This is a genomic window from Grimontia hollisae CIP 101886, from assembly GCF_000176515.1.
GTDB lineage: Bacteria > Pseudomonadota > Gammaproteobacteria > Enterobacterales > Vibrionaceae > Enterovibrio > Enterovibrio hollisae.
This window is the reverse complement of record NZ_ADAQ01000010.1, coordinates 85,780-100,507: the sequence shown is the minus strand read 5'-3', so window position 1 is coordinate 100,507 and position 14,728 is coordinate 85,780. Positions and strand designations below refer to the sequence as shown.

Sequence of the window (14,728 nt, the reverse complement as noted above, 5' to 3'; positions counted from 1 at the left end):
AATGACGTTCTTCAGGAGTATGTGTGAACGCTCAACGGTACGTAATTTGTGGTGTCGTTTCAGTTGCACTGCACAGTCTGGCGATCTTTGCCCAGCCACCTTCACCCCAGTTCACGTTGCATGATGCCAACACAGGAAACCGCGTGGCTATAAAGCTTGTTGCAACCGCAAAACCGGCACCCAAGGAGCCAGCACCCTCTCCTGTCGATGAACCGCCTCACACGCAAGCATCTGACCCCGTGGAGAGAAAGGCACCAGAACCTCCGGCAGCACCTAAGCCTTCTGAGATCAGTGAACGGGCAAAAATGAAAAAAACAGAGCTGCCAAGAAAAGCCGAGCCTAAACCCAAAACGAAAACCGAGAAAAAGCCTGTTGAGACGGTTAAGAAACAGGAACCCAAGAAGGAAAAAAAACAGCCTGCCAGAAAAAAAATAAATGATAAGCCCAATGAAAAACCGAAAGAGACCGTCAAGAAAGTGAGCTCTGAGACACAAGCGAACCAGACAGCTGCCTCTTCCCCGGTATTGGTCGACAAGGTGACATTTAAAGTTCGTCCTTCCCAACCAAACTACCCAAGAATGGCAAAGCGTAAAGGTATGGAAGGCACGGTACTGCTTGAGGTGTGGCTTGATGAAAATGGCGACCAGACCAACCTGTCGCTGTTGAAAAGCTCAGGCTTTGATTTGCTTGACGATGCTGCGATTGAAGCAGTGAAAAAGTGGCAGTTTAACAGCCACAAAGAAAATGGTGTCGCCTTGGCGCACAGAGTCAGAATTCCTGTTCGTTTTAATCTGGATTAATCATGTTCGACTTACACTTTATCTCTTCTATTCACGCGCAGCTTGGCATCATGACCTGGCCGTTGACCCTGCTTTCTGCATTGATGCTGATGCTGATTGTCGAGCGCATTGTTTTTGCCATCCTGAACACCAAAACGGGCAGCAAACCACTACAAAAAGAGATCTATTCATTATCACTGACTGACGACAAGCAACTCGAGGCGTATGTTAAGCGCCACCAGAAAGACAAAAGTACCCTTTCTCAGGGGATCTGCATGTTGATCAATCATCGTCACTTTACCAAATCGTTACGTGAGGAAGCGGTTAGCATCTGGCTACAGAAAAAACGCCGCCAATTCACAGCAGGCCTAAAGATGTTGAATATTATTGGTGTCCTAAGCCCGCTCATCGGTCTTCTTGGCACTGTCATGGGCTTGATTGAGATGTTTAAAGGACTGTCCGCCACACAAGGCGGTATTTCCCCAGCGGAATTGGCTGATGGCTTGGGCCTTGCCATGTCAACCACCGCAGCAGGCTTACTTATTGCGCTGCCAGCCATTGCCTCCTCACAGGTATTCAGTCTTTGGGCGGATCGTACACTGGCGAAGATAGAATACGTACTGAATCACTTTAACCTTCATTTGGCAGGTGTGTCGTTTGATGAATACGGTGAATGTCCAAAACATTGTAAGCCTGTTTGCCCAATTACCCCTTCGGAGCCTACTGCATGATTCGCTCACAGCCTGAAAGTGAATCACTGTCATTCACGCCCGATCTCACTCCCCTGCTCGACATCATTTTTATCGTCATGGTGTTCTTGCTGCTGACCGCCAATATCCAAATCAAAACCATGGATATCGCCATTCCCCAGACGGAAGATACGGATGTGCTGGCATCACCCGACCGTGATGTTATTGCCATTAATGTATTGCGTGGCGAGCCTTCATGGGCATTACAGGGGGAACCCATCCCCGATTGGACCTCATTCACCACACAACTGCTGGAAGCCATTGCACACGCGCCTGATAAACCGGTGGTGATTGCGGCGGACAAGCAAGCCAATGTGGAAAGCATGCTGAAAGTCCTCGCCTTTATGCAAAACAACAATATCAATGCCACCAATATTGTGATGGAAGAACAATGAAAATAAACACTAAACTTGGCGCTGCTGCGCTATTTATCTCTGGTTTGTTTGCTTCTTGCGCGTTTGCTGATGGTGCGCGGATTATCAGCGCGGGCTCAACAGTCACAGAGCTGTTGTTTGCCCTTGGTGCTGACAAAGATGTCGTGGCGGTTGACCTCACCAGTCGCCATTATCTCGACGGCCGGGATATTCCTGTGCTGGGTTATCACCGTCAGCTTTCCGCAGAAGGCTTGCTGGCACTGAGCCCCACCCATTTGATTGGCTCGCCTGAAATGGGACCGGAAAGCACATTGAACCTGTTGAAATCAGCAAAGGTCGACGTGCAAAAACTGCCGACTGGCACATCCATTGAAGACTTTAACCAACGGGTAGATCTCGTAGCATCGATCACCGGTACCATGGATAAAGGTGCAGAAATTAAATCGAATGTTGCAGAAAAGATCAGTCACCTAACGGCTTCTGCCCCAGAAAGGAAACCGACCGTCCTGTTCATGATGCTCTCTGATGGCCGCCCCTTGACCGTCGCTGGCAATGAAACCACGGTCAACACCGTGATTGAACTGGCTGGCGGCATTAATCCCGCCGCAAAACAAACGTCCAGCTACAAGCCATTTTCGACGGAATCTATCGTTGAAATGCAACCTGAATACATTCTGGTATCAGAGCGTACCTTATCCCAGGTTGGCGGTATTGAAGGCATGGTAAAACAGCAGCCTTTATTAGCGGCCACACCCGCGTTTAAAAACAACAACGTCATTCCCATTTCTGGCTATGCCATTTTGGGCGGGTTCGGCTTAGCGAGCCTGGAGCTGGCAACGGAACTGAATCAACGCTTTGTGGCCAGTGAGCAGCCGTAACCATGAATGATTTGTTAACTCGCCGCGTGCCTGTGCGGTGGATGATGATCGTCTCTTTGATCTTGCTGTACATCACCGTCGTGAGCTCAATTACGCTGGGACCGATGAACATTGGCTTTTTCGACAGCTTGAAAGCACTGCTCCCTCTCCCGTCAGATCTTCCTGACTATATGTCGGTGATCATCCAGGAGGTTCGTTTGCCACGCACCCTGCTGGCTATTGCTGTGGGGGGGATTCTTGCGATGTGCGGTACCGTGATGCAGGGCCTGTTCAGAAATCCCCTGGCGGATCCCGGCATTATTGGTGTTTCAGCCGGTGCATCACTTGGCGCCGCGATTGCGATTGTTTTGTTTGGCGGCGTTATCACGCATACCGCGTTTCTGGTATTTGGAACCGTGCCTGTTTTCGCCTTTCTGGGCGGTGCACTTACCACTTTTGCCATTTATTACATGGGAACCAGCAGCAATGGGACATCTGTGACGATTATGCTGTTGGCAGGCGTCGCCCTTGGCGCGATTGCAGGTGCAGGCATGGGGCTGCTGAACTACTTTGCCAACGATCAGGAGCTTCGCGATCTCTCGTTATGGACCATGGGCTCTTTAGCGGGCGCGTCGTGGGATGCGATCCTTCTGGCGTTTGTATCGCTGGCCATACTCGGTATTCTGTTCCAGCGCTACGCCAAACCGTTGAACGCGTTGTTATTAGGTGAAGCTGAGGCGCGCCATTTAGGCATTAATGTCCAGTCTCTAAAACGAAACCTCATCCTGTTAACAGCGGCTGGTGTGGGTGTGACAGTAGCCCTATCCGGCATGATTGGCTTCATCGGTCTTGTCGTTCCGCATATTGGCCGCATGTTGATTGGACCAGACCACCGCTCTCTCATTCCAGTATCCGCCGTTTTAGGTGGGCTGGTGCTTTTGGCGTCGGACATGATTGCCCGCACTATCGTTGCACCGTTAGAAATCCCTGTCGGTATTATTACGGCAGCACTGGGTGCCCCTTTCTTTCTCGCTCTGCTACTAAAACAAAAAGGTCGTTTGGCATAATGGGTATTGAAATTAAACATGCCTCCCTGACGCTGGGCAATAAAACCCTGCTCGATGATGTCAGTACTGCATTCAGGCTGGGTGAGCTGACGATTATCCTTGGTCCAAACGGGACAGGGAAAAGCAGTCTGTTAAAACTGCTCAGCCGGGAGTGGCCTTGCAACGGTACGCTCAGTTTCTACGGCAAGCCAGTGTCTCATTGGACACCCCAGCAACTGGCAGCATCTGTCGGCATTCTGCCCCAATCCAGTGGCCTGACGTTTGCTTTTACCGCTCGTGAGGTGGTTGAACTTGGCGGGCTTGCTCTGGCCGCATCCCAGAAGGAAATCGTAAATATTGCTGAAAAAAACATGGTGCTAACCGACGTATTGCATCTGGCAGACAGGCTATACCCCAGCTTGTCCGGCGGCGAGAAACAACGGGTACACCTTGCGCGGGTATTAACCCAAATCGCCAGATCCGAGCGTGATCCGATTTTGATGTTAGACGAACCCACCAGCGCATTGGATATTGGACACCAACATAAAACCTTAACACTGGCAAAGCAGATGGCAAGAGAGGGATCTGCGGTGATCGCCGTGATCCACGATTTAAATCTTGCGGCGCAATACGCTGACCGCATCTTAATGCTGAACCGCGGAAAAATTGTGGCAGATGGACAACCAGAATCTGTACTGACACCTGCCATCATCGAAGATGTGTATGGATGGCCAGTGAATGTGATGCCCCATCCTACTGAGCACTACCCGGTTATTCTTGCCTGATTCCAATATCTCCAACAGCCCTCGCATAATTGCCAGGGCTTTTTTCGACAGGTAAACAGCTTTTCTCATCGGCTCGCGTATAATCAATGGCTAACCACAACACGAACGAAAACAAGGATCGCTATATGATTCGTACTGGCATTGTTGGGTTTGGTTTCGCCGCGCAAACCTTCCATCTCCCTTTTCTAACTATCCACCCAGATTTTGAGCCTGTTGCGGTTGTTTCTTCAAACCATGATTTGGTGGCAGAGAAACTGCCTTCAGCGACGTATTACTCAAACATTGAAGACATGCTGCGGGATGCAGCGTTAGATCTGGTGATCATCACCACACCAAACCACACACACTTTACGCTTGCCAAACAAGCACTAGAGGCAGACTGCCATGTCTTACTCGAAAAGCCCTTTGTGGTGAAAAGCGGTCAGGGTCTGGCGCTGATAAACCTCGCCAATGCCCGCGGAAAAATTCTCTGCCCTTACCAAAACCGCCGTTGGGACGGCGATTTCCTGACGTTAAAAGCATTGATTGACTCAGGCGATCTTGGCGACATCAAGGTCCTTGAATCCCGCTTTGACCGCTTCCGTCCTGACGTTCGCCAACGCTGGCGGGAACAACCGGGCGAAGGTGCTGGCATCCTCTATGATTTGGGCTCGCACCTAGTTGATCAAGCTATCCACCTGTTTGGCGATCCACGCTCTATTTCAGCCCAATGTAAATCCATGCGTCCTCACTCTCAGGCAGTTGATTATTTTCAGATGACACTTCACTACGCTGGCAAAGAAGTCATTCTCAGTTCGAGTCCATACCGTTCCGGTAAGGGGGCAAGATTTGTCGCCCAGGGTAGCAAAGCAACCTTCTCTTGTTTTGGGTTGGATATTCAGGAACAGCAACTTCGTGACGGCGTCACGGTTACAAACGCTGAGTTTGGCCGTCAACAGCATGTTGGAAAACTGGAAATAGGTGACAATGTCACAGAAAAAGACATTGCATTGGAACATGGTTGTTACTCGGAGCTGTTTGCCAGTCTAGCGTCTGCGATTCTAAACGGCACACCACCCCCTATCGATCCTTATGACGCGGTGAAAGGTGTTTATGCGCTGGAGCTTGCCCAACATGCCTCTGATACTGGTAAAACCGAGCGCTGGGAGTTTTAATTGCCAATCAACGCCGGCCAATCCCGGCGTTATTCCCTTCAAACCACATGTCCTCCACCCTGCAACATCGTTCTTTTTTCTCCCAGACACTGGCCCTGCCTGAACCTAATTGGTTCACCATCCCCACGTTATCTATGAGCACTCAATAAAAAGTTATAGTGCATGAAGAAGTTCAAAATAACGATATACACAGAGATCTATGTAAAAAAGCCCGTAAACACGGGCTCCATTGAATTACCTTTGGCACTTTTTCGTTTTTACAGCATGCTTTTGCCAACAACATAGACCGACATGCCCATCAGTAACCAAAACACTGAGAGGTTGAACTTACGCAATACTGCAAAACCGATAATGACAGCGACAATATCCGCAACACCATGAACCGCTGACGCCCAAACCGGTTGATAAAAGGCGGCGATAAGAAGGCCTACTACCGCAGCATTAATCAGCACCACTGAGCCAGCGAATTTGTGATGGTGCATTACTGCCTGCCAGACAGGAATTGCAGCAAATAAAAGCAGTGCTCCCGGCAGGAAAATAGCAATAGTCGCCACTGCACTGCCAAGAACCGGATTCATCCCTTCCATTGACGCACCAATATAACTGGCAATCGTAAACATAGGACCAGGAACCAGCTGTGCGGCAGCATATCCTTCTACCAGCACATCCCCAGGTACTGCATCACCAATTAATGGCTGCAACAATGGCAGGACAACATGGCCCCCACCAAATACAAAACTCCCCGCTTGATAGAAGTGATGGAACAGGCTCACTACAGGTGCACGGCTTAACGCGGGCAGAACAAGAAATATGGCGAACACACCAAACAAAACCGCTGTCTGTTTAATGCCCTCAGGTTTACCCGCCTCTACTAGAGTTTTAGGTTTACGGATAAACAACCAACCCAGCACACCCGCGATAACAATAGGCATCAATTGTGCGATCAAGCCCGTTTGCCAAAGGATCCATGCTGCTGATATTATACAGACAGAAAATGTGACAGCGTCACTGATAAACTTACGTGCCATTGTCCAGATAGCATCGGCCACTACCACCACTGCCAGCAACTTCGCTGCCGAAATAATCAGCGTCAGAGCAGAGGATTCTCCCAGACTCGTGCTATACATCGCCGCCACAGTCAAAAGTGCAAAAGACGGAAAGGTAAAGCCCAGAAACGCAGCGACTGCCCCCAGATACCCTGCACGATGATAACCAATAAACATGCCTAATTGGCTACTTGCTGGACCGGGCAAAAACTGGCACAAGCTCAATGCCATTGAAAATTTCTCTTCTTCAATCCATTTTCGCTTTTCAACAAATTCCCGCTGGAAGTAACCAATATGGGCGACGGGTCCCCCAAAGCTCATACAGCCAAGGGCAAAGAAACGAAGCAAAACCTCTAACATCCGAACGATAACCTCCTTAATGAACCAAGCATCCAGCATCCCACACGCTTTATACCAGTATGGACAAAACGATTCTAAAAGGCGCTTTCTGTGAATGGAAACAATTCCTATCAGTCCACACTATTCATCATCTCCATTGAATCTACTCAAAACCATAAAATCCCCCCAGAACAACCGATGGGCTTTGAATATTGAATATTTACTACACTCATATGTTAGCGCTCACTAACTTCAATATCAATTGTTTCCAGAAGAAAACAAATCGCATAACTCACTGTTTTTAATCATTTAATTAAACCCTAACCTATCGGAGATATTGAAAGAATACTATGTAACTCGCTGACAAACATGGATTCCATATCTGAACTCGCACCGGCTATAATCGCAAAGGGATCAAATATCCGCTCAGCTTTACTCCGTTATTCCAACCCGAAATATTCGGTACAATCGACGTGTTCTTTGCTTGCGATAAACAAACACAGAGATAAGAAAGAAAACACTGAGAGTGTTGCTACACACTTTTCAAACCCGACGATAAAATTAACATGATGTGACAACGTCACTTACTGAATATTGCTTGATTGTGGTACGCTATCCCTCTCGATAACTAACGAAATTGCCATATGTTAGATAACCTGCAACAAATGGTCGTTCTGGCGACAGTTGCCCACGAACAGCACTTTACCCGTGCTGCCGAGTATCTTGGGATCTCAAAGTCTCAGGTCAGTAAGCAGATCCGCTTTCTGGAAGCGCGTTTAGGCGTACAACTGGTGCAGCGCAATACCCGGTCAGTCGCACTGACAGAGGCGGGCAAACAATACGCCGCTTTCGGACATCAAATTGTTGAAACCATGCAGAATGCTGAAGCGGTGGTGGCTGGTTTTAGAAATGAGGTATCGGGAAGACTAAGAGTGGGCATTGCACAATCCTTTGGCAATGCCCAAATCACCCAACTGCTCTCCTCTTTTCAAGCGCAATTTCCTGAATTAGAGCTCGAGGTGCATCTTTTCGATCATTGCCCAAACCTGGTTGAAAATGGGTTCGACTGTTGGTTGGTTATTCATGAAGTTCCGTCGGAAGGAATGGTGACAAGAAAGCTGGGAGATTGTCAGTTTAAACTGGTTGCTTCACCGTCTTACATTGAAAAAAACGGTACACCCAAGCATCCGTCCGATCTTCGCGAGCACAATTGCATTACTTATCAAAATGTTCAGCACATTTATGATCAATGGTCATTCCAACGTGATGGCAGTGAACAGTCAGTGACTGTCAGGGGGAGTTATCGCATTAATAACGCCCCAGCGGTTTTGGAAGCAGCAAAATCAGGCGTTGGCATTGCCTATATAGCCACCTACCTTCTTAATGATGAAATAAAAAATGGTGAGCTCAATGTGCTGATGAAAGACTGGAAACCGACAATGAAGCTACCTGTTTATGCTGTCTATCCCCGGCGGGAATACCTCGCACCGAAAGTACGCCATTTCGTAAGTTTTCTTTCCGAGAATATTCGGGTAGTTTGAAGTACACACCTATAAATTACCCACCACAAACTCACAGAAAAAGGGATGTGACATTGTCACATCCCTTTTCTTATTCCAGACTTATGCTTTACTTTAAGCATCCGCTTTTTTCACCGTTGGCATCGCATACATTGCTTTCACAATTTGTGCAATACCTTCCGGTAATGATGACAACTTGCTATCAAACTGCGCACGATCACTATCCGTGATCGAACTGTGTTCTTTACCCGCAGCGATGTAGTTTGCCGGGAACAAATGATAATTCCGGTAAATCTGGCGATCTATTTCTTCTGCCAAGGCATCAGGTGAGTGAAATTCGCTACCAATCACATCACCAAACGCAACATGGATGCGACGCTTCTGGCCAACAATGCCTTGTACGATGCTTTCGATATCTTCAAATTCGCCTTTCTCGTATCCACCTTCCTGCTGTTTGCGGAAAAGTTCATTGGCTTTCGCCGCGTCACAAGGATCGTTCTCATAAGAAATGGTCACTGGCACAATGCGAAGTGACGCAATGTAGTCCGCAAAATCAATGTTCTGGCGGCGACCTTCCATAAAGAACATCTTCAGGATGGCGGGATCGGTTTTATCGTTACCGTCTTTTGCGCGGCCTTCTCTTTGTGCAATCCAGATCGACTGTTTTTCATCGAGTGATGATTTGATGTAAGCAGAGAGTTGCCCCAACGCTTTCATCATCTCACGTGGACCTTTCGCTGAACGCTTCACGATAAAGCTTTTATTGAGCTTCATCAGTTCTGTCGCACAAGGCTTTTTGAGCAGATTGTCCCCAATGGCAATGCGCACTGTATCAAAGCCACGCTGGTGCAAGCACCAATTTACCATGGCAGGATCCATGGCAATATCACGGTGATTGGAAACAAAGAGATAGCTGTTTGATGGATCGAGTTTATCCAAGCCGCTGGTAGTTAAACCGTCCGACGAGTTTTTGAGCATCGACTCCATGTATTTCGCTACATGCAGCTGTACATCACGCACGGTTTTTACTTTATTCCATTTTGAGCGTAGGTACTGCTTCAAAACGGGTTTAAGCAACCACCCGGCAATGCCCGACAACTGAGGAAAACGGTATTTTATAATGGCAGATATAAATTCTTCATCATTGACCAGGCGCTCAATCGCCCCGGGAACTTCATCATCATTATATGGACGAATTTCTAGGAAAGGATCGTTGGTTTGTTGCACAGGACTCTACTTACTCCGATAAAAACCGCGCTATTTTACGCGGTTATAGGATTTCGAACATTGTTTTCATCGCCACAATACAGAGGTTGGAGGTCTTACCTCTTTTTCTCTACAACTTATTGTAACAGCGTGGCGCATTTTCATACAACAAGATACGCTTAGCTTGATCTCACCGGCAAAACCGATGACTATGTGCGCCTTGCAACGAGAGAACGTTAACATGAAGCAAGCCATAGAATTTCTGCACCAAACTGCCGACTTCCTGATTGTCGGTCCGCGTAAAAAACAACCCCACTATTCCTATATCCTCATTCACGAGGGCATGGCACTTATCCGTCTAGGCAAATTAGAGCTACCCGTTTGTCAAAACCAAGGATTCTGGCTGCCCTCGGGATGCCTTGCTGCTGTAACAGTTTTACAGGGATCTCTCTTTTCGACGTTTAATTTTTCTATTCGTTCGACAGTTTCACTGCCAAACCGCGCCGGTTATATTGCACCTTCGACATTGGTAGAGGGTATTGTAGAACAGCTGAATATGCTCAACAAAAATGGTAACAACGCGTGGGTATCAGCCTATGGACGTTTACTGCGTTGCGCCCGGGATTATTTCGCCTTGGTTTCCCCTGACGATAAATATGATGACAGCACGTTAAAACTGGCCGAAACCATCACATGGTTAGACAGCGGTGGCTCACCAGACAACATTGATTGTATAAGCATATTAGACTTAGAAAACCGAGAGATTTCAGAACAATTGAAAGTCAGGAATTGGATAAGAAAAATGAAATCCGGCCAAAACTCAACCTATCTTGCCCAACAAGTATCCCTTACAGAAGCATCTTTGATGCAATTGATCGGGAAAATTGCAGGACCGGTCTAACCTCGAATTATGCTATAGAGTAACCATCTGTATTTGCAGCAAAAACTAGCATTGATCAGCCTTATTCTGGCGAAAATCCTGACACGTCAGTTTTTTCGCCAAAATAGGCGTCGTCAGGTCATCAATCGATTCACCTGCCAACAGCCTCTCCCTGATTATTGTACTCCTTACAGGTAACGTCTCAGGACATGCGAGCACGTTCCATCTCCGCAATATCTCTGCCGATTTGTGGAACTTGGAAAAATTTAAAAGATTATCTGGACCAAGTACAAAGGTCAGATCAGAATTGGGATATTGCTGCTGAATATGGTTTAGAAGTGCCCATGTTGTAACCGTGCCTTTACCACTCAAGAATTCTTCTTCACGATAAAGGGCTAGGTTGGAGCAGTTTGCATCTTGAATAAAAATCTCAACCCACTCGCAGCGTTTATCGAAATCCACCATCTTCTTCCCCCAGGCGTGGGCGAAGCTTGGCACCAAAAGCACCCGATCAAAATGCCCCAACCTTTTTACAACACTGAGGTGTCCTAAACTGGGCGGATTGAATGCACTGCCAAATATGGCAATGTGTTGCCGTAATTCCGCTTTACTCATATGCTCTTCTTAATATACACAGTCGTCCCCTATTGATACCTGATCCAATCTGCATCCTTCAATCCCTTTCAGGATGAAGCGGGATTGGATGAACAAGAAACCACCTAATACGTATAATTTTGCCTTATTTTAGTGAGTTTTATCGTTTCATCGCACCAAAAGAATGAAAAACTATCACAGTAGCCATCTATGTAAGAATGATCATGATTTTGCACGAAGGATGTTGCAAAATGCAGTAAATAACCTGTCATTAAAGTAGTTGGCTTTAAAGAAACTCTGTCAGTAGGAATGGAAATGGAACAAGCTATCCGTGCAGAAATGCGAGTACTCCCAACCATCGACCCTGAATTTGAAGTTCAGCGTCGTGTGAATTTCATCAAAAACCGTTTACAAGCATCGGGCTCGAAATCACTGGTCCTCGGGATCAGTGGCGGTGTCGACTCTTCGACCTGTGGCCGACTGGCGCAACTGGCGGTTGAACAACTGAATGAAGAAACCGGCTCAACGGATTATCAGTTTATAGCCGTTCGTCTTCCCTACGGTGTACAACAAGATGAAGATGAAGCTCAGTTGGCACTAAGCTTTATCCAACCTACCCATTCTGTCAGTGTGAACATCAAAGAGGGTGTTGATGGCCTGCATGCATCAACCCTGACAGCCCTCGAAGGTACTGATCTGATCCCGAAAGACAACGCAAAACTCGATTTTGTGAAAGGTAACGTGAAAGCCCGTGCCCGCATGATCGCCCAGTATGAAATTGCTGGTATGGTAGGCGGTTTGGTGCTGGGCACTGACCACTCTGCAGAAAATATTACCGGTTTTTATACTAAATTCGGTGACGGCGCGTGTGACCTTGCCCCTCTGTTTGGTCTGAACAAACGTCAGGTGCGCCAACTGGCTGCTTATCTGGGTGCGCCAGAGTTATTGGTGGTAAAAACACCCACAGCAGATCTGGAAGAATTGTCGCCACAAAAAGCCGACGAAGACGCGTTACAACTGACTTATGATGAGATCGACGATTTCCTTGAAGGCAAACCTGTAGAGGATCGCGTTAAGGATCGTCTGATCAGTATCTACAATGCGACACAACACAAGCGTCAGCCCATCCCAACGGTTTACGACAATGAATAAAAACGTGAAGCGCTCCCCAGAGCGCTTTATATCCTGTCATGTCGGGATTTGGTTGAAAAGTGACGACCCTAAAACCTTGCGAGCTTGTCACCCACTTCGATTAACATATCCAATTCCCACCAAATCATTTCACACAAGCCGTGCCGATAAGCCGCTTTACGGAATTCAGGATGTTCTCGCTGGTATCTGATGAATTTTTCGGGGTGGAATAACCGACAAGCTTTTACATTGGAGAGCCTATCACACGCCTTTACAATCAATGCCAGCTTTGCCGCTTCATCTGACTCATCAAGCTCTCGAAAACGCTGGTTTATCTGACGTTTTCTTTCCTCACGATTACCCACCATCGGATCCGTTAGATAGCTGACGGATAAGGCTATCTTTTCACCAAAATCTTGCAGTAGCTCATCAACACTGGTGGTGGTATCTTCCAACACATCATGTAATTGCGCCACAACCATCGCATTGATACCGAAAGGTTGGGCTAACCGCTCCACATCATCTAAATGCACATGATAGGGAAATTCTCCATATCGCTGTCCTGCGTGTCGGGCGCGGGCAAATGCTTTTGCCAGTAGCAAACGATCGTTCAACGTCGTCCCTTTCCTCTGATTTCCCTACTTTAAAAAGGGATAAATAAACAGATCCTAGAATAACGTTAGAAACGAAAAAGAAAACGGCCAAAAAATGGCCGCTTTCACATTAATCATTATTTTTTGACGCTTCGCGTTCGCGGATCTCATTGGCCACCTTCATGATAGCTTCACCGCTACTCATACCCTGCGCCATTAGTGCATGGATACGCTCTGCAGCTTCCTGTTGTTCAGCATGGCTCAATGTTGGCATTTGGTTCATTGCGACGACCTCAAAAAACACTTTCAGAAGCCGCGTAGTCTATACCTAAACGCCTTAGAAGGTAAACGAGAGTTGTGCTGAACCACCATAACTGTTGCTGTCGATAAGTTGTGCCGCCAGATCAAAATGGACAGTGTCAAAGGGTGACAGGCCAAGGCCCAACGTGACGATTCCATCAAGAGTATCTTCCAAGTCATTGATGTAGCCTGCTCGAACCTGAGCCCAGCCCCAGGCATTAAATTCTGCCCCCAATCGAACCAACTGGGTATCATCGATGATGGCTGGCCCACTTGGCGCAGAGAAACGTTTCTGCTTGTTGAAATCTATGTCTATTGCCGCGACAAACAGATCAGTTATAAAAGCACCACCCACGGTGTAAAGGGGGTCAATGTGATAAGTATATTCTCGGGTGTAGTTAACGGTTTTGATGTCTTGCGAAATCATATTTTTCGCCGCAAAGCCGACTCTGAAAGGCCCCGTCTGCCAAGCCGCACCTAGATCAATATTAAACGCGCTATCTTCAGTACGATTGGCATCAGAATCCCAGTCATTGGCTTCGAAATTCTCAACGGACACCTCGTAATGGTAGGTATAATATTTTTGGGATTTAGGTGTCACACCGATTGCAATCCGTTGTCCAGCCAGTTCAATATTTCCCGCCAAAGCAAGCCCGACATCTACCACGCCAAAAGCCAATACACGGCCACTCGATGTGAGACTATAATCGGCATTAGGATCCAACACAGGGCTTTCGATATTTGAAATATCTGTATCAGAGATTTCAGGAATAACAACTGCTTCGGTGTAGCCTTTCACGAAGAAATTCCCCGAAATGGTTGAGGTCGGTAATGCAATAGCACCACCTATACCACCGCTGACATAAGCCAGTTTGTTTTGCAAATTTCGAAGTGCATTTGCTGCATTTGTTCGGTTAGTCTCGCTTAATGGTTCAGCTTTAAATGCATCAAACACGCCCCCAAAATCCTCAAGTTTATCAACCAGTTCATCCGGATCACGCAACTGAATCCCTATAACAGGAAAAAGCACGCCAAAGTTGCTGTCAGGATCCATGGCTACCAACGCCGGGTTATGGAAGCCAGCTGACAGATAGTCCGCCGCTGCCGTACCAGCCCCACCCATGGCATCAATTCTTGTATCAATACTGTAGTTCGCTGCCAGCACAGGAATAGACGTCAAGGCGAGACTGAGTGCGAGTAAACTTTTTTTCATGGCGGAATTCCATTTCTGTCAAATCGAAAAGAGAGAAACACGGTAGTAGGCTTTGTGTCCTCTTGTCTTTAACAGATACTAGTCAATGGAAAGTGCCACTAATGAGACATTTATTGAAGGTGTGACAATTCTCAAACTCAAGTGTTGTTTTTTTGATAAAAA

The 14,728-nt window shown here is 47.2% G+C and carries 16 protein-coding genes; 10 read left to right on the top strand and 6 right to left on the bottom strand.

The window, feature by feature from the left end; all coding sequences use genetic code 11:
- Positions 1-23: 23 nt before the first annotated feature.
- From VHA_RS05220 to VHA_RS05190, 7 genes are all read left to right on the top strand, one after another.
- The gene (locus VHA_RS05220; protein ID WP_005502516.1) at positions 24-800 is read left to right on the top strand and encodes an energy transducer TonB; all 777 of its coding nucleotides are present in this window, start codon (positions 24-26) and stop codon (positions 798-800) included.
- Positions 801-802: 2 nt separating this feature from the next.
- Positions 803-1,510: a MotA/TolQ/ExbB proton channel family protein gene (locus tag VHA_RS05215; protein ID WP_005502515.1), complete on the top strand. Its 708-nt coding sequence runs from the start codon at positions 803-805 to the stop codon at positions 1,508-1,510.
- Complete coding sequence (locus VHA_RS05210) at positions 1,507-1,923, top strand: ExbD/TolR family protein (RefSeq protein WP_005502514.1); 417 nt, start codon at positions 1,507-1,509, stop codon at positions 1,921-1,923. The genes VHA_RS05215 and VHA_RS05210 overlap by 4 nt, the downstream gene beginning before the upstream one ends.
- On the top strand, positions 1,920-2,780 hold the full coding sequence (locus VHA_RS05205) for a heme/hemin ABC transporter substrate-binding protein (protein ID WP_005502509.1): 861 nt from the start codon (positions 1,920-1,922) through the stop codon (positions 2,778-2,780). The genes VHA_RS05210 and VHA_RS05205 overlap by 4 nt, the downstream gene beginning before the upstream one ends.
- 2 nt (positions 2,781-2,782) lie before the next feature.
- Entirely contained in the window at positions 2,783-3,826 is a 1,044-nt protein-coding gene (locus tag VHA_RS05200; RefSeq protein ID WP_005502507.1) for a FecCD family ABC transporter permease, read from the top strand.
- Entirely contained in the window at positions 3,826-4,590 is a 765-nt protein-coding gene (locus tag VHA_RS05195; RefSeq protein ID WP_005502505.1) for a heme ABC transporter ATP-binding protein, read from the top strand. The genes VHA_RS05200 and VHA_RS05195 overlap by 1 nt, the downstream gene beginning before the upstream one ends.
- A 125-nt stretch (positions 4,591-4,715) precedes the next feature.
- Positions 4,716-5,744 carry a Gfo/Idh/MocA family oxidoreductase gene (locus VHA_RS05190; RefSeq protein ID WP_005502503.1) on the top strand — a complete coding sequence of 343 codons (1,029 nt, stop codon included), beginning with the start codon at positions 4,716-4,718 and terminating at the stop codon, positions 5,742-5,744.
- A 257-nt stretch (positions 5,745-6,001) separates the two neighbouring features.
- Here VHA_RS05190 and chrA read toward each other — a convergent pair whose 3' ends face one another.
- Positions 6,002-7,150: a chromate efflux transporter gene (gene chrA, locus VHA_RS05185; protein ID WP_005502501.1), complete on the bottom strand. Its 1,149-nt coding sequence runs from the start codon at positions 7,148-7,150 to the stop codon at positions 6,002-6,004.
- Positions 7,151-7,773: 623 nt separating this feature from the next.
- Here chrA and VHA_RS05180 point away from each other — a divergent pair.
- Positions 7,774-8,670, top strand: a complete 897-nt coding sequence (locus VHA_RS05180) for a LysR family transcriptional regulator (RefSeq protein WP_005502500.1) — start codon at positions 7,774-7,776, stop codon at positions 8,668-8,670.
- 93 nt (positions 8,671-8,763) lie between these two features.
- Here the strand turns inward: VHA_RS05180 and VHA_RS05175 are convergent, their stop codons facing one another.
- The gene (locus tag VHA_RS05175; RefSeq protein WP_005502499.1) at positions 8,764-9,876 is read right to left on the bottom strand and encodes a 1-acyl-sn-glycerol-3-phosphate acyltransferase; all 1,113 of its coding nucleotides are present in this window, start codon (positions 9,874-9,876) and stop codon (positions 8,764-8,766) included.
- Between the two features lie 220 nt (positions 9,877-10,096).
- Between VHA_RS05175 and VHA_RS05170 the strand changes: the two genes are divergently transcribed.
- A complete protein-coding gene (locus tag VHA_RS05170) occupies positions 10,097-10,756 on the top strand; it encodes a hypothetical protein (RefSeq protein WP_040528264.1) in 660 nt (219 codons plus the stop codon).
- Between the two features lie 45 nt (positions 10,757-10,801).
- Here the strand turns inward: VHA_RS05170 and VHA_RS05165 are convergent, their stop codons facing one another.
- Positions 10,802-11,350, bottom strand: coding sequence for a nicotinate-nicotinamide nucleotide adenylyltransferase (locus VHA_RS05165; protein ID WP_005502497.1), 549 nt, complete (start codon positions 11,348-11,350; stop codon positions 10,802-10,804).
- Between the two features lie 294 nt (positions 11,351-11,644).
- Between VHA_RS05165 and nadE the strand changes: the two genes are divergently transcribed.
- Positions 11,645-12,481, top strand: coding sequence for an NAD(+) synthase (gene nadE / locus VHA_RS05160; protein WP_005502496.1), 837 nt, complete (start codon positions 11,645-11,647; stop codon positions 12,479-12,481).
- 68 nt (positions 12,482-12,549) lie between these two features.
- Here nadE and VHA_RS05155 read toward each other — a convergent pair whose 3' ends face one another.
- From VHA_RS05155 to VHA_RS05150, 3 genes are all read right to left on the bottom strand, one after another.
- Positions 12,550-13,074: a nucleotidyltransferase family protein gene (locus tag VHA_RS05155; RefSeq protein ID WP_005502495.1), complete on the bottom strand. Its 525-nt coding sequence runs from the start codon at positions 13,072-13,074 to the stop codon at positions 12,550-12,552.
- Positions 13,075-13,183: 109 nt separating this feature from the next.
- Complete coding sequence (locus tag VHA_RS18565) at positions 13,184-13,336, bottom strand: YoaH family protein (RefSeq protein WP_005502494.1); 153 nt, start codon at positions 13,334-13,336, stop codon at positions 13,184-13,186.
- Positions 13,337-13,390: 54 nt separating this feature from the next.
- Positions 13,391-14,566, bottom strand: coding sequence for a conjugal transfer protein TraF (locus tag VHA_RS05150; protein ID WP_005502492.1), 1,176 nt, complete (start codon positions 14,564-14,566; stop codon positions 13,391-13,393).
- Between the last annotated feature and the right edge of the window lie 162 nt (positions 14,567-14,728).